Origin of the sequence: Delftia sp. WY8, from assembly GCF_018437695.1 — a bacterium.
GTDB lineage: Bacteria > Pseudomonadota > Gammaproteobacteria > Burkholderiales > Burkholderiaceae_C > Comamonas > Comamonas tsuruhatensis.
Genome location: NZ_CP049795.1, coordinates 1,716,257 through 1,730,216, shown reverse-complemented (window position 1 = coordinate 1,730,216; position 13,960 = coordinate 1,716,257). Strand labels below are relative to the sequence as shown.

Below are 13,960 nucleotides of genomic sequence, written 5' to 3'. Positions count from 1 at the left end.
AGCGACAGGCCCGCCTTCCGGCGGGCCTTCCTGTTTGCATTGAGCCAGGACAGCAAAAAACCAGGAACAGCCCCATGCACTATGAAACCCGCTATTGCACGCACTGCGCCACCCCCCTGCAGTGGGTGATCCAGGCCGAGGACGGCGGCGATGTATCGCGTCTGCGCTGCCCCGAGTGCGGCTGGACGCACTGGAACAATCCCACGCCCGTGCTGGCCGCCATCGTGGAGCTGGACGGCAAGGTGCTGCTGGCGCGCAATGCGGCCTGGCCCGAGAAGGTCTTCGGCCTGATCACGGGCTTCATGGAGGCCGGCGAGTCGCCCGAGGAGGGCGTGGCGCGCGAGGTGGCGGAGGAAACCGGCCTGAAGGCCGAGTCGCTGGAGCTGATCAGCGTGCATGAGTTCCTGCGCATGAACCAGGTGATCATCGCCTTCCATGTGCGCGCCAGCGGCCAGGTCCGGCTGTCGCCCGAGCTGCTGGAATACCGCCTGCTGGAGCCCGAGAAAGTCCAGGCCTGGCCTTCGGGCACGGGCATGGCGCTGGCCAAGTGGCTGCGCAGCCGGGGGCATGATCCTGTGATCCGTGACTTCTGGAAGCGTGCCGAGCAGGCCCAGGAGGCTGAAGCGAGTCGCGCCGATCAAGACACTGCTGCCGGCCTCAGCCGCGATGCCGCCTAGAATCCCAGGCTCAAGAGGTGCATCCGATGGAAATTCACAAGGAAATCGACACGCGCGGGCTCAACTGCCCGCTGCCCATTCTCAAGGCCAAGAAGGCGCTGGCCGAACTGGACAGCGGCCAGCTGCTCAAGGTGGTGGCCACGGATACCGGATCGCTGCGCGACTTCCAGGCCTTCGCCAAGCAGACCGGCAATGAACTGGTGGAGCAGCAGACCGTGGGCGCGGAGTTCATCCACATCCTGCGCCGGCGCTGAGCGGCTGCACGCGGCTCGCTCCAAAGAAAAAGGCCTGCTTTCGCAGGCCTTTTGCATGGGGCAGGGGCGGCTCTGAGGCCCGGCCTCAGATGCTCAGGCCCTGCAGGTATTCGCGGAAGCTCGCGCCCACGTCCTCGTGCTGCAGCGCCAGCTCCACCGTGGCCTGCAGAAAGCCTTCCTTGCTGCCGCAGTCGTAGCGCTTGCCCTGGTACTGGAAGGCGTAGACGGCTTCATGGGCCATCAGGCGTTCGATGGCGTCGGTCAGCTGGATCTCGCCGCCCACGCCCTTGGGCTGGTTGCGGATCTCCTCGAAGATGGCTGGTGTCAGCACATAGCGGCCGGCCACGCCCATGCGCGAAGGCGCCTTCTCGGGCGCGGGCTTTTCGACGATCTTCTCGATGCGCATCAGCGCGCCGCCGGCCGGCTCGCCGGCCACGATGCCGTAGCGCTTGGTCTGCTCCAGCGGCACTTCCTGCACGGCCAGCAGGGAGCGGCCCTGTTTCTGGAAAGCCGAGGTCATCTGGGCCATCACGCCCGGGCCGCCAGACTCGCCCACCATCAGGTCGTCGGCCAGCAGCACGGCAAAGGGCTCGTTGCCCACCAGCGGCTCGGCGCACAGCACGGCGTGGCCCAGGCCCAGGGAGCGCGGCTGGCGCACGAACAGGCAGTTCATGTCGGCGGGGCTGATGCTGCGCACCAGCTCCAGCATGGCCTGCTTGCCGGCGTTCTCCAGTTCGTTTTCCAGCTCGTAGGCGGTATCGAAATGGTCCTCGATGGCGCGCTTGCTGCGGCCGGTGACGAAGATCATGTCGCGGATGCCGGCCTCGTAGGCCTCTTCCACGGCGTACTGGATCAGCGGCTTGTCCACCACGGGCAGCATCTCCTTGGGAGAGGCCTTGGTGGCGGGCAGAAAGCGCGTGCCGAGCCCGGCAACGGGAAACACGGCTTTGCGGACACGGGTCTGGGTGCTCATAAACGGATCTTTCAACCCAGGCGGGCGAGTTGTTCCTGGATGCGAATCAGCGTTGCTCCGAAGTCGGCCACGCGCTTCTTTTCCTGGTCGATGACGGCCGGGGGTGCCTTGGCCACGAAGGCCTCGTTGCCCAGCTTGGCATTGGCCTTGGTGATCTCGCCTTCCAGGCGTGCGGCTTCCTTGGACAGGCGGGCCTTTTCGGCCGCCACGTCGATCTCCACGAACAGCGCTAGGCGCGCCTCGCCCACCACGCAGACGGGCGCGGCCTGGGCGGCCTCGGCCCAGGCGGCTTCGTCGTCGAACACCTTGACTTCGCTGAGCTTGGCCAGGTTCTGAAGCACGGCGGCGTTGGTGCGCAGGAACTGCGCCTCGTCGGCCGAGCTGGCCACGGCCAGCAGCGGCAGGCGCTGTGCGGGCGACACGCCCATCTCGCCGCGCAGCGTGCGGCAGGCGTCGATCATCTGCTTGATGCGGCCCACGTAGGCGATGGCGGCTTCGTCGATCTTCTCGGGCTGGGCCTCGGGGTAGCGGGCCACGGCCACGGACTCGCCGGGCAGGCCGGCGACCGGGGCGACCTTCTGCCACAGGGCTTCGGTCACGAACGGGATGATGGGGTGGGCCAGGCGCAGGATGGCCTCCAGCGTGCGGATCAGCGTGCGGCGCGTGGCGCGCTGCTGGGCCTCGCTGCCGGTCTGGATCTGCACCTTGGCGATTTCCAGGTACCAGTCGCAGAACTCGTTCCAGACGAAGTCGTACAGCGCGTTGGCCACGTTGTCCAGGCGGAATTCGGCAAAGCCCTTGGCCACTTCGGCCTCGACCTTCTGCAGCTGCGAGGTGATCCAGCGGTCGGGCTGGCTGAACTGCATGTAGCCCGCGAACTCGCCGCCGGCCTGACATTGCTCCTTGGTGTGGGGCAGCAGGCCGCAGTCATGGCCTTCGCAGTTCATCAGCACGAAGCGGCTGGCGTTCCACAGTTTGTTGCAGAAGTTGCGGTAGCCCTCGCAGCGCTTGCTGTCGAAGTTGATGGAGCGGCCCAGCGAGGCCAGGGCCGCGAAGGTGAAGCGCAGCGCGTCGGCGCCGTAGGCGGGAATGCCCTCGGGGAATTCCTTTTGCGTGTTCTTGCGCACCTGGGGGGCGGTCTCGGGGCGGCGCAGGCCCTGGGTGCGCTTGTCCAGCAGGGTGTCCAGGTCGATGCCGTCGATCAGGTCCACGGGGTCGAGCACGTTGCCCTCGGACTTGCTCATCTTCTTGCCCTGGGCGTCACGCACCAGGCCATGCATGTAGACATGGCGGAAGGGCACGCGGCCCGTGAAGTGCGTGGTCATCATGATCATCCGGGCGACCCAGAAGAAGATGATGTCGTAGCCCGTGACCAGCACCGAGCTGGGCAGGTAGAGGTTGTAGTCATCGTCGGCCGCCTCGGTCTGGTTCGGCCAGCCCATGGTGGAGAACGGCACCAGGGCCGAGGAGTACCAGGTGTCCAGCACGTCCTCGTCGCGCGTGAGCGTCTTGCCGGGGGCCTGGGCCTGGGCTTCTTCCTCGGTGCGGGCCACGTAGACCTTGCCGTCCTCGTCGTACCAGGCGGGAATCTGGTGGCCCCACCACAGCTGGCGCGAGATGCACCAGTCCTGGATGTTGTTCATCCACTGGTTGTAGGTGTTGACCCAGTTCTCGGGCACGAACTGCACCTGGCCGCTGGAGACGGCATCGATGGCCTTCTGCGCGATGGACTTGCCGGTGGCATCGCCTTCGCCGACCTTGTTCATGGCCACGAACCACTGGTCGGTCAGCATGGGCTCGATCACCTGGCCCGTGCGCGTGCAGATGGGCACCATGAGCTTGTGCTTCTTGGTCTCGACCAGCAGGCCGGCCGCGTCCAGGTCGGCCACGATGGCCTTGCGCGCCACGAAGCGGTCCATGCCGCGGTACTTCTCGGGCGCCTCGTCGTTGATGGTGGCCGTCAGCGTCAGCACGCAGATCATCGGCAGGCCGTGGCGCTGGCCCACGGCGTAGTCGTTGTTGTCATGCGCGGGCGTGACCTTGACCACGCCCGTGCCGAACTCGCGGTCCACGTAGTCGTCGGCAATGATGGGGATCTCGCGGCCCACCAGGGGCAGGATCACGGTCTTGCCGATCAGCGCCTGGTAGCGCTCGTCCTCGGGGTGCACCATCAGGGCTGCGTCGCCCAGCATGGTTTCCGGGCGCGTGGTGGCCACCACGAGCTGGCCCGAGCCGTCGGCCAGCGGGTAGGCGATGTGCCACAGCGAGCCGTCCTTTTCCTCGTTCTCGACCTCGAGGTCGGAGACGGCGGACATCAGCTTGGGGTCCCAGTTCACCAGGCGCTTGCCACGGTAGATCAGGCCCTGCTGGTACAGGCGCACGAAGGTCTCGTTGACGATGGACGACAGCTTGTCGTCCATGGTGAAGTACTCGCGGCTCCAGTCCACGCTGTCGCCCATGCGGCGCATCTGGCCGGTGATGGTGTTGCCGCTCTGGTTCTTCCACTCCCAGACCTTGCTCACGAAGTTCTTGCGCGCCTCGGGAGGCGTCGAGCCCATGTCGTGGCGGCTGGCAATGCCCTGCTCCTGCAGCTGGCGCTCCACCACGATCTGCGTGGCGATGCCCGCGTGGTCGGTGCCGGGCACCCAGACCGTGTTGTGGCCCTTCATGCGGTGGTAGCGCGTGAGGCTGTCCATGATGGTCTGGTTGAACGCATGGCCCATGTGCAGCGTGCCCGTCACATTGGGCGGTGGCAGCTGGATGGAGAACGAGGGCTGGGATGCATCTGCCTGGCCCGTGCCGCGCACGCCGGCTGCGCCGTAGCCGCGCTTTTCCCATTCGGGGCCCCATTGGGCCTCGATGGCTGCGGGTTCAAACGATTTGGACAGGCTGTCGAGGCCTGGCTGGGCAATGGTGTCGCTCATGGCTTGCTTGCGGGGAATTGTGCGAATGGCGTTTGGCAAATGAAAACGGCATCCGTTGAAGGGATGCCGTCTGCATATGCGAAATGGATGACGGTTTGACGGGGATTCTACCGACCCCGTCCGCCTGCCTGTTCGCCGGGTCTTATTCAGGCCGCTGCGTCGGGGACGAACTCGGGCCGGTCGTTGCTCTGGGGCTTGAGCGGCTGGGCGGCCTTGCCTTCGGCGCGTTCCTTGCGCCATTGCTCCTTGCGTGCCGTCCACTCGTTCAGGCGGGCGTGGGCGGTGGTGCTTTCGCGCGCCATCTGCACTTCGTCGGCCAGCTGGGCCGACAGCTCCAGGCGGATGCCGTTGGGATCGAAGAAATAGATGCTCTTGAAGATGTGGTGGTCGGTCACGCCCAGCACCTCGATGCCATGCGCCACCAGGCGGGCCTTGGTGTTCTCCAGTTCCTCGACGGTGTCCACGCGGAAGGCGATGTGGTTGATCCACAGCGGCGTGTTGGGCGAGGGCAGGGCCTTTTCGTCGTCGCCGATGTCGAAGAAGGCGATGAACGAACCATCCTTCAGGCGGAAGAAGAAGTGCGTGTAGGGGCAGTACTCGCCCGTGCTGGGCACGTAGTCGCTCTGGATGATGTGGTAGAGCGGCAGGCCCAGGATGTCCTCGTAGAAGTGGCGGGTCTCCTCGGCATCGCGGGCCTTGTAGGCGTAGTGGTGCAGCTGCTGCACGGCGGCGGGCGGTGGCAGTGTGGACAGGTCGGGACGGGCGCTTGTGTTCATCGAATGTCTCCTTGGTGGATGTCTTGATTCTACTATTCGTAATCAATTTACCTAAATGAAATGTTGCGATGGATGCAGGGATATGCGCGCTGCGGTGTCCGGGCCACCTGCGGTGCCGAGTTGCCGCCAGCACTTGACCTTCAAGTCACTTCACGCTTTCTCATCGAGGTCCGATCCCCCCGCTTGCCATGGTCGCCATGGATGCGGCGGCCCTCTGTTCACAACCGTTTTCAAGTCAAGGAACCTCATGAGCGACAGCCATCAGCACGGCGACGTGCGCGCCCTGCCGGAATCCCGTCTCTGGTTTGCCTTCGGATTGACCGGCACCTTCATGGTGGTGGAGATCATCGGCGGCATGGTCACGGGCAGCCTGGCCCTGATCTCCGACGCCATGCACATGCTGACCGATGCGATGGCGCTGCTGCTGGCCCTGGTGGCCATACGCGCCGGCCGCAAGGCAGCCGACCTGCTGCGCACCTACGGCTATGCGCGCTTCGAGATCCTGGCCGCCGCCGTCAATGCACTGGTGCTGCTGGGCGTGGCCTTCTACATCCTGTATGAGGCCTACCGCCGGCTGTCGGCACCCGCGGAAATCCAGTCCCTGGGCATGATGGCGGTGGCGGCCGTGGGGCTGGTGATCAACCTGCTCTCCATGCGCCTGCTGTCGGGTGGCAAGGACGAGAGCCTGAACGTGAAGGGCGCGTACCTGGAGGTATGGGCGGACATGCTGGGCTCGATCGGCGTGCTCGCCGGTGCCGCGCTGATCTGGCTGACGGGCTGGCGGTGGATCGACTCGGCGGTGGCCGTGGGCATCGGCTTCATGGTGTTCCCGCGGACCTGGACCCTGCTGCGCGAGTGCATCAATATCCTGCTGGAAGGCGTGCCCTCCGGGATGAACCTGCAGGCAGTGCGCGAGACGATTGCGGGCACGGCGGGCGTGGCAGCGATCCACGATGTCCACCTGTGGGCGGTCACGCAGAGCAAGCCCATGCTGACCGGCCATGTGGTGCTGCTGCCCGGCGCGGACGGCGAGCAGGTGCGTCGCGATATCGAAGACAGGCTGCAGGCCGGCTTCGACCTGCACCATACGACGCTGCAGATGGAGCGCGAGGACCGCTCCCCGGCAGAGCACATCCACTAGGATGCCAGTCTTCATGGACCACACCCGGAGTGCACCGATGCTTGAGCTTCGACCCAACTGCGAATGCTGCGACAAGGACCTGCCGCCAGAGTCTGCCGAGGCCCGCATCTGCACCTTCGAGTGCACGTTCTGTGCCGGCTGTGCGGATCATGTGCTGCACGGCGCCTGCCCCAACTGCGGTGGCGAGCTGGTGGCCAGGCCGCGCCGGCCGGCGGACAAGCTGGAGCGGTATCCGGCCTCGACGAAGCGGGTGCTCAAGGCCGGCGGCTGTGCTGTACGGGCCTGATCGGGCGCGGAGCCATCGATTGCAGTACCCGTACCACGATGGATTGCTGGAGCAGGTGCGCCTGGATGTGGCGGCCCGGAGCGTGGAACTGCGTTTCTTTCTCTATGCCGTGTTCGACAGGCCGCAGGCCAGGGTAGCCATCCGCCTTGAACGGATCGTCAACTTTCCTGCCGTGCAGGCGTACTTTGCCGACGTCCAGCGCGACGCAGCCGCAGAGATGGATGACTGCCTGGACCGCTGCGAAGTGCTGCAGCGGGATACGAAGAGGCCTTCGTCAGCAATGGCGCAGCATCTGTTCTTGCAGCTGTCCCACTACGGGCGGCTGAAAATCCACTGCGAATCCGTTGTCGAGGAGCTTGTTCCAGAGCCGTAGCGGACCGCTGCGGGTTTATGCCGTGAAGACGGGGCGCCTGCGGCCACGGAACGCAGCCTCCACCACCAGCACGGCTGCAAAACCCATCACATAGGCCAGCACATCCCACCAGTCGGCCGTGCTGCCCAGCACGATGCGCAAGGCGCGGTTGGGAATGTGCAACTGGAAGGTCGATGCCAGGAACTGGCCTAGCTCCACCAGCAGGCCCACGCACAGTGCGGCCGATGCCAGCGTCAGCACGCGCGCGGCGATCACGGTCTTGAACACGGCATAGACCCAGGCCACGGCCAACACATCGCCGAAGAAGCTGCGCACCCAGCCCCAGCGTGCGCCGACGGTGGCCAGCAGCACGAGCAGGACAAACAGGGCCACCGCCCACACCAGGGAAACAGGATCAAAACGCCATCGCATGGCCGCCATCATCGGGCCAAAAGCGGGTCCGGTCAGCGAGCCGGGTGCGCAGTGCCTTGCGCAGCGGTGGCCAGCGGGTGCGCTATCCCGCCATCGCCGTAGCTGCCCACCACGTGGGCGATCACCACCTGGTAGCCCTTGAGCCAGCGCGCCTGCTGCCGCTTGGCCTCTATATGCGCAGGGTGGCGCATCAGCTCTTGCAGCGCCTCCCAGGTCTGCCAGTAGTAGACGTTGGAGACCAGGCCTGTGGCGGGGTTCTCCCAGGCCTCTTCGCCCAGGTAGCCGGGGATGGCGCGGGCGATCGCGGCGATCCGGCCGTCAAGGGCATGGAACTGCGCGTCGTATTCGCCCGGCGCGAAGGTGAAGGTGGATGTGTACATCGGTGGTTGGCAACCTGTGTGAGGGTGGCTGGCGCTAGATGCGCGGCGCCGCATCCATGGCGCTGGCCAGCGGCTCCTGTCCGCGCTCGCGCAGCGCGCCGATGGCGCCGTCCAGGTCGCGGGCCTGCCGGTTCTGGCTGAGCTTGGCCTTGCCCTCCAGGCGGGTGATGCGGATCTGCAGGCCGACGATGGCCTGCAGCATGCCGTCGATGAATTCACGCGGCGAGTCGGACATCTTCCAGGGCTGGGCCTGCGATGCCTCATGGACCCGCGTGAGCTGCCCGACCAGGCCGCGCACGAATTTCTCGTCGTCATGGATGCTGATTTGCCCGTGCACATGCACGGCCTCGTAGTTCCAGGTGGGCACCAGGCGGTGCGTCTCGTGCTTGCTTGGATACCAGCTGGGCGAGATATAGCCTTCGGCACCACGGAAGACGACCAGCACCTCGGCGCCGTCGCGGCACTGCTGCCAGATGGGATTGGCGCGGGCCACATGGGCGCTCAGCGTGCCCATCTCCCCTGGGGCCGCATCCAGCAGGAACGGCAGGTGGTTGGCGTCCAGCACGCCGTTGGCCTGGGTGACGAGCGTGCCCAGGGGGTGGCTGCGGATCAGGCCGTGCAGGCTGTCGGAATCGGTGAGGGAGAAATGGGCGGGCGTGTACATGGAGCTTGGTGCAACGGTGGACCGGCATCGGGGGAAACCGGACTATCCACCATCCCTGGCACAATGAAAAATCCAGTTTCGTGATTTTTTGGAAGACCAGTTGAAGTCCCATTTCGCTGCCGATACCGGGGCTGCGCCCGGCGCCCGCCGCATCCACGAATGGCTGAAATCCCAGATGGCCGACGGCAGCCTGGCCGTGGGCGCGCGCCTGCCTTCCACCCGCGCGCTGGCGCTGGACCTGGGTGTGTCGCGCACCACCATCACGGCGGCCTACGAGCAGCTTGCGGCCGAGGGCTATCTGGAGACTGCACAGGGCGCCCGGGCGCGCGTGGCAGCTGGCGCGGAGCAGCGCAGCCGCGCGCCCCGCATTGCGGCTGCGGCGCAGGATTGCCGTTCCCGCCTGTCTTCCTATGGACGGCGCGTGGATGCGCTGGCGCAGGCCCAGCCCGCTCGCGCCGGGGATGAAGGGCCTGCCGTGATCGACTTTCTGTACGGCGCCCTGGCCTTTGATGACTTTCCCACGCTGGCCTGGCGGCGCGCCTACAACCGCGCCATCGTGCAGCGCCAGTCCTCCCTGTCCTACGACGCGCCCGAAGGCGAGCCGGCGCTGCGCATGGCGCTGCAAGGCTATCTGCGAAGGGCGCGGGGGCTTGTCTGTTCGGCCGATCAGATCGTGGTGGTGCAGGGCTCGCAGCAGGCCATCGACCTGTGCGCGCGCGTGCTGGTCGATCCGGGCGAGACCGTGCTGATGGAAGAGCCCTGCTACCTGATGGCGCGCCGCGTGTTCGAGGCCCAGGGCGCATGCCTGCAGGAAATGGCCGTCGATGAACAGGGCCTGGATACCTCGGCGCTGGTCGGGCGCCAGGCGCGTCTGGCCTATGTCACGCCCTCGCACCAGTTTCCGCTGGGCGGCGTGCTGCCCATAGGCCGCAGGCAGCAGTTGCTGGCCTGGGCGCGCGCCACGGGTGCCTGGATTCTGGAGGACGACTACGACGGCGAGTTCCGCTACGGGCTGCGTCCCATCGACGCCCTGCAGTCCATTGACGAGGTGGGTTGCGTCATCCATGTCGGCACTTTCTCCAAGGCCTTGTCCCCGCAGATGCGCATGGGCTACCTGGTGCTGCCGCCGTCCCTGGTGCCCGTGTTCCGGGAAGCCCGTCGGCTGGCCGACCGGCATGCGCCGCGCCTGGACCAGCTGGTGCTGGCCGCGCTGATCGAGGACGGCAGCTACGAGCGCCATGTGCGCGCCGTCCGCCGCCGCAACGAAGGCCGCAGGGCGGCATTGCTGCAGGCGCTGGAGCGGCACCTGCCGGGCGCGGTGCAGGTCGAAGGTTCGGCCTCCGGCCTGCATGTGGTGGCCTGGGTGCCTGCCGTGCACCAGCGCGATGAGATTGCCCTGGTGCGTCTGGCGCGAGAGCGCGGCGTGGGCGTGCGCCCCATCTCGCCGCTCTATGCGGCCGGTGATGCCCATCGCCGCCAGTCCTGCGCCGGGCTGGTCCTGGGTTATGCGAGCCTGCAGCCGCAGGCCATCGAGCAAGGGGTGCTCAGGCTGGCGGGCGTGGTCAGTCAGTGGCAGACCCAATCCGCAACGCAAAAAAGCCCGTGACCGGGGTGCCGGTTCACGGGCCTTGGGTGCCGACGCCCCTAAAGGCGCTTTGCCCAGCGCGGTCTTACTGCTGCTTGACCGCTTCGATGGACATCACCAGGCGCACTTGCTTGGGGAAGCCGTAGTCCACGCCGTAGTTCACGCCGAAGGCGGTGCGGTCGATCACGGCCTCGAAGTCGCCGCCGCAGGTCTCGCGCTTTTGCAGCATGGCGTTGGGGTAGCAGGTGAACTTGTTGGCCTTGATGGTCACGGGCTGGGTCTTGTCCAGGATGGTCAGCTGGCCGGTGACTTCCTTGAGCTTGTCGCCGTCGAAGACGAACTTGTCGGAGACGAACTTGGCCTGGGGGAACTTGGCCACGTTGAAGATGTCGGCGCTCTTGAGGTGCTTGTCGAAGGCGGCGGTGCCCGAGCTCAGCGAGTCCATTTCCAGCACGACTTCGACCTTGCCGGCCTTGGCATCACGGTCGAATTCCACGGTGCCGCTCTTCTTGTCGAAGCGCACGCGGTTGGTCGAGGCACCGTTGTGGTCGATCTCGAACGTGGCGAAGGTGTGCGTCGGGTCGATGGCGTAGGTTGCGGGAGCCGCCTGGGCAGCGGTGGCGAACAGGCCGGCAATGGCCAGGGCAAACACGGAAGTGCGCATGAAAGAACTCCTAGGTTGGGGTTGCACGAAACGGAAAAGAAAAGGGCCAATGCTGGGCAAGAGTGCCGCTTACAGCTTGCCCACGCCGGTCAGGGCCAGCTTGAATTGCACCTGGACCTCGTCGGCCACCATGGAGGTATCGCCCCATTCGCCTTCGCCGATCTTGAACTGCAGGCGCTTGAGCGGCAGCGTGCCGGTGGCCGTGGTCGTGGTGCCGGACTGTGCCAGTTGCACGGGAATGCTCACGTTCTGGACCTGGCCCTTGATGCTGAGCTTGCCGTCCACCTGGTACTTGCCGCCGCCCAGCGCCTTGACGGCCGTGGAGTCGAAGACGGCCTGCGGGAATTTGGCGACGTTGAACCAATCGGCCTTGGGCAGCTCGGCATCGGTTTCCTTGGCGCCCATGGTGGCGCTGCCGGTGTCCACGGTGAAGCGGATCTTGCTGGTGTCGGGCTTGGCCGTGTCGAACTGGACCTGGGCATCGAATTTCTTGAAGTGGCCCTGCAGGGGCACGCCCATCTGCTTGGCCGTGAAGTTCACGGCGCTCTGGGCGGGAACGAGCTTTTGCTCGGCCAGGGCCGCCTGGGAGGTCAGGGCCGCAGCGGCCAGGGCAATGGTGGTCAGCGTGGCGGAAAAGCGCATGGCAGGACTCCTTTGGGGGGCGGGAAACATTCGATCGGGGATGGCTGGGGCGCGCGCAGCGCGGTGCGCAGGCCCTGGCTGGGGGAGAAAACTCAGGCGCGGCCCGGCAGCATGCGCGAGATGAGGCCGTCGCGGTCGATGAACTGGTGCTTGAGGGCGGCGCCCACATGCATGGCGATCAGCGCGACCAGGGCCCAGGCCGCCCAGCCGTGCAGGGGCTTGAGGGTTTCGGCCAGCTCGGGGCTTGCGCTCACGAAGTCGGGCAGGGGCAGCACGCCGAGGAAGACGATGGGAAAGCCGGCCGCCGAGCTGTAGGCCCAGCCCAGCAGGGGCACGGCAAAGAACAGCAGGTACATGGCGTGGTGGGTGCCGTTGTGGGCCCAGTGCTGCCATTGGGGCATGGCGCGGGCCACGGCGGCGGGCAGCTCGGGCGGGCGATGGGTGATGCGCCAGACCAGGCGCAGCAGGCTCAGCGTCAACAGCGTGACGCCCAGCCACTTGTGCCAGTTGTAGAGCTTCAGGCGCGAGGGCGAGAACGGCAGGCCTGTCATGTACCAGCCCAGGGCCAGGGCGGCGATCAGGCCCAGGGCCAGCAGCCAGTGGGCAGCCATGGCCACGCCGTTGTAGCGCGTGGCTTTGGAGGAGGATTTTGCTGGCGCGTTGGCGCGGGCTGAGGACTCTGTCATGGATGGCGGCAGGCTTTGGAACCGTTCAGGGCCCCTGCAAAGGGGCCCTGGATGGCAAGAAAGGGTGCGGTGCGCTCTGCGTGGACTTCGTGCACTGCGGACAACGTGCAGTGTAGGAAGCGGCAAATCCAAAAGAGTTCAGCGGTATTGACGGCTCGATTCAAAAAAGATGAAGGCTCGCCGTGCCGCGCGGAGGGCTCAGGGCCGGGTCGGATCGGCAGGCAGCACGACCACGGACTGCGCTGCCTGCTTCCAGGCGGCAGCCGCTGCATCGGCATCGCCGCGGTGCTCGGCCATCAGGGCCAGGCGCTGCCAGGCGCGGGTGCGCAGTGCGCTTTCCTGCAGGTGGGGGGCTGCGCGCAGCAACAGCTGCTGGGCCTTGCCCCAGAGCTGGCGCTGCACGCATGCCATGCCGGCCAGGTATTGCAGGCGGGCTTCGCGCGGATGGGCATTGCTGGCCGCCTCGATGCGAGCCAGCCAGGCGCCGTCCAGGCCGTCCAGGCAGGGCTCCAGCACCTGGACCAGGCGCGGCAGGTGGGATTCGCTGCGCGGGCCTGCGTGGGACAGCAGGCGCTCCCACACGGGCAGCAGCCAGGCACGGGCCTGGGCGGCCTCGCCGCCCAGGGCCATGAGGCGCGATGCGGCCGGCAGCGCAATCTCGGGCATGGCGCGCTCTTCCGTGTCCAGCGACAGCCAGAAGTGCTGCAGCTGCGTGGTGTCGCGTGCCTCGTTGATGCTCTCCAGTACCAGGCCGCGCACCACGCTGGCCGCGGCCGCGGGCGAGAAGGCGCGATGCTTGGCCAGCAGTCGCGCCGTGTCCAGCGCCGTCGATGTCTGGCCTGCCAGGCGCGATGCCTTCAGGCGGATGCGCAGCGCGATCGTGCGGCGTGCCGCGCCCTGGGGCAGTTCGGCCAGGCGGCGCAGCGCGTCGGATGCGTCGCGGTCGTCCAGGGCCCAGCGCGCGGCGCGCATCTGTGCGCCTTCGCGCATTTCCTGCTCCTGGGCGTTGCCCTGGGCCGGTGCGTTGGCCAGGACCTCACGCCAATGGTGGTCGCGCTGCTGGCGGTCCTGCAGTGCATGGGAGGCATCGGCGGCCACCATGTGGGCGGCGGCGCGCAGCCGCATGCCGTGCGGCACGGCGGCATGGGTCTCGGCCAGGGACTCTTCCATGGCCAGGGCCGCCAGCGCGGACTTGCGTGCGCGCAGGAAGCGGCCGGCCTGCTGGTGCGACAGGGCTTCCAGCAGGCTGTGGTGCATGGCGCGCTCTTTCTGCTGGCTGCGCCAGCGCCGCGCCTGGTGCGGCATCTGCAGCAGCGCGGCCAGCGCGCGCAGCGCGGCATACAGCAGCACGAAGGCCAGCACGATGATGGCAATGGCCAGGTTCAGTGACAGGTCCAGGCGGTAGGGTGCCCAGAACAGGGTCACCGTGCCCTGGTTGGAGCCCGCGAACAAGGCGGCCGCAACGGCCATGCCGAACAAACCGATCAACCACAGTGCAGCGCGCATTCGTCTGTCTCCCGGCTG

At 66.8% G+C, this 13,960-nt stretch carries 16 protein-coding genes; 6 read left to right on the top strand and 10 right to left on the bottom strand.

What is annotated here, in order from left to right:
* Nucleotides 1-74 precede the first annotated feature (74 nt).
* Both G4D77_RS07925 and G4D77_RS07920 read left to right on the top strand, forming a co-directional pair.
* Nucleotides 75-677 (top strand): NUDIX hydrolase, encoded by a 603-nt coding sequence (locus G4D77_RS07925; protein ID WP_016452506.1) that lies wholly within the window; start codon nucleotides 75-77, stop codon nucleotides 675-677.
* A 26-nt stretch (nucleotides 678-703) separates the two neighbouring features.
* Complete coding sequence (locus tag G4D77_RS07920) at nucleotides 704-931, top strand: sulfurtransferase TusA family protein (RefSeq protein ID WP_012204137.1); 228 nt, start codon at nucleotides 704-706, stop codon at nucleotides 929-931.
* Between the two features lie 85 nt (nucleotides 932-1,016).
* On the opposite strand, the gene galU is transcribed toward G4D77_RS07920, so the two are convergent.
* The 3 genes from galU to G4D77_RS07905 all read right to left on the bottom strand — a co-directional run bounded on the left by galU (nucleotide 1,017) and on the right by G4D77_RS07905 (nucleotide 5,604).
* Nucleotides 1,017-1,904 carry a UTP--glucose-1-phosphate uridylyltransferase GalU gene (gene galU / locus G4D77_RS07915; protein WP_016448953.1) on the bottom strand — a complete coding sequence of 296 codons (888 nt, stop codon included), beginning with the start codon at nucleotides 1,902-1,904 and terminating at the stop codon, nucleotides 1,017-1,019.
* Between the two features lie 11 nt (nucleotides 1,905-1,915).
* Nucleotides 1,916-4,828 (bottom strand): valine--tRNA ligase, encoded by a 2,913-nt coding sequence (locus G4D77_RS07910; RefSeq protein ID WP_016448952.1) that lies wholly within the window; start codon nucleotides 4,826-4,828, stop codon nucleotides 1,916-1,918.
* A gap of 146 nt (nucleotides 4,829-4,974) precedes the next feature.
* The gene (locus tag G4D77_RS07905) at nucleotides 4,975-5,604 is read right to left on the bottom strand and encodes a VOC family protein (protein ID WP_012204140.1); all 630 of its coding nucleotides are present in this window, start codon (nucleotides 5,602-5,604) and stop codon (nucleotides 4,975-4,977) included.
* A 247-nt stretch (nucleotides 5,605-5,851) separates the two neighbouring features.
* On the opposite strand from G4D77_RS07905, the gene G4D77_RS07900 reads away from it, so the two are divergent.
* The 3 genes from G4D77_RS07900 to G4D77_RS07890 are packed head-to-tail and all read left to right on the top strand — an operon-like array spanning nucleotide 5,852 to nucleotide 7,404.
* The gene (locus tag G4D77_RS07900) at nucleotides 5,852-6,745 is read left to right on the top strand and encodes a cation diffusion facilitator family transporter (RefSeq protein ID WP_154835079.1); all 894 of its coding nucleotides are present in this window, start codon (nucleotides 5,852-5,854) and stop codon (nucleotides 6,743-6,745) included.
* 37 nt (nucleotides 6,746-6,782) lie between these two features.
* On the top strand, nucleotides 6,783-7,031 hold the full coding sequence (locus G4D77_RS07895) for a DUF1272 domain-containing protein (protein WP_012204142.1): 249 nt from the start codon (nucleotides 6,783-6,785) through the stop codon (nucleotides 7,029-7,031).
* A 19-nt stretch (nucleotides 7,032-7,050) separates the two neighbouring features.
* Nucleotides 7,051-7,404, top strand: coding sequence for a hypothetical protein (locus G4D77_RS07890; protein ID WP_034365413.1), 354 nt, complete (start codon nucleotides 7,051-7,053; stop codon nucleotides 7,402-7,404).
* A gap of 15 nt (nucleotides 7,405-7,419) precedes the next feature.
* On the opposite strand, the gene G4D77_RS07885 is transcribed toward G4D77_RS07890, so the two are convergent.
* The 3 genes from G4D77_RS07885 to G4D77_RS07875 are packed head-to-tail and all read right to left on the bottom strand — an operon-like array spanning nucleotide 7,420 to nucleotide 8,859.
* On the bottom strand, nucleotides 7,420-7,827 hold the full coding sequence (locus G4D77_RS07885; RefSeq protein WP_154835077.1) for a ribosomal maturation YjgA family protein: 408 nt from the start codon (nucleotides 7,825-7,827) through the stop codon (nucleotides 7,420-7,422).
* A gap of 20 nt (nucleotides 7,828-7,847) precedes the next feature.
* A complete protein-coding gene (locus G4D77_RS07880) occupies nucleotides 7,848-8,195 on the bottom strand; it encodes an antibiotic biosynthesis monooxygenase family protein (protein ID WP_016452503.1) in 348 nt (115 codons plus the stop codon).
* A gap of 34 nt (nucleotides 8,196-8,229) precedes the next feature.
* Nucleotides 8,230-8,859 (bottom strand): FMN-binding negative transcriptional regulator, encoded by a 630-nt coding sequence (locus G4D77_RS07875; RefSeq protein WP_154835075.1) that lies wholly within the window; start codon nucleotides 8,857-8,859, stop codon nucleotides 8,230-8,232.
* Nucleotides 8,860-8,959: 100 nt separating this feature from the next.
* Here G4D77_RS07875 and pdxR point away from each other — a divergent pair, with 100 nt between their 5' ends.
* The gene (gene pdxR / locus G4D77_RS07870; RefSeq protein WP_154835073.1) at nucleotides 8,960-10,465 is read left to right on the top strand and encodes a MocR-like pyridoxine biosynthesis transcription factor PdxR; all 1,506 of its coding nucleotides are present in this window, start codon (nucleotides 8,960-8,962) and stop codon (nucleotides 10,463-10,465) included.
* Nucleotides 10,466-10,529: 64 nt separating this feature from the next.
* On the opposite strand, the gene G4D77_RS07865 is transcribed toward pdxR, so the two are convergent.
* The 4 genes from G4D77_RS07865 to G4D77_RS07850 all read right to left on the bottom strand — a co-directional run bounded on the left by G4D77_RS07865 (nucleotide 10,530) and on the right by G4D77_RS07850 (nucleotide 13,942).
* A complete protein-coding gene (locus G4D77_RS07865) occupies nucleotides 10,530-11,108 on the bottom strand; it encodes a YceI family protein (RefSeq protein ID WP_016448945.1) in 579 nt (192 codons plus the stop codon).
* A gap of 69 nt (nucleotides 11,109-11,177) precedes the next feature.
* Nucleotides 11,178-11,750 (bottom strand): YceI family protein, encoded by a 573-nt coding sequence (locus G4D77_RS07860; protein WP_016448944.1) that lies wholly within the window; start codon nucleotides 11,748-11,750, stop codon nucleotides 11,178-11,180.
* Nucleotides 11,751-11,842: 92 nt separating this feature from the next.
* Complete coding sequence (locus G4D77_RS07855) at nucleotides 11,843-12,436, bottom strand: cytochrome b (protein ID WP_016452500.1); 594 nt, start codon at nucleotides 12,434-12,436, stop codon at nucleotides 11,843-11,845.
* A gap of 198 nt (nucleotides 12,437-12,634) precedes the next feature.
* Complete coding sequence (locus tag G4D77_RS07850; protein ID WP_046986500.1) at nucleotides 12,635-13,942, bottom strand: heme biosynthesis HemY N-terminal domain-containing protein; 1,308 nt, start codon at nucleotides 13,940-13,942, stop codon at nucleotides 12,635-12,637.
* Nucleotides 13,943-13,960: the final 18 nt, after the last annotated feature.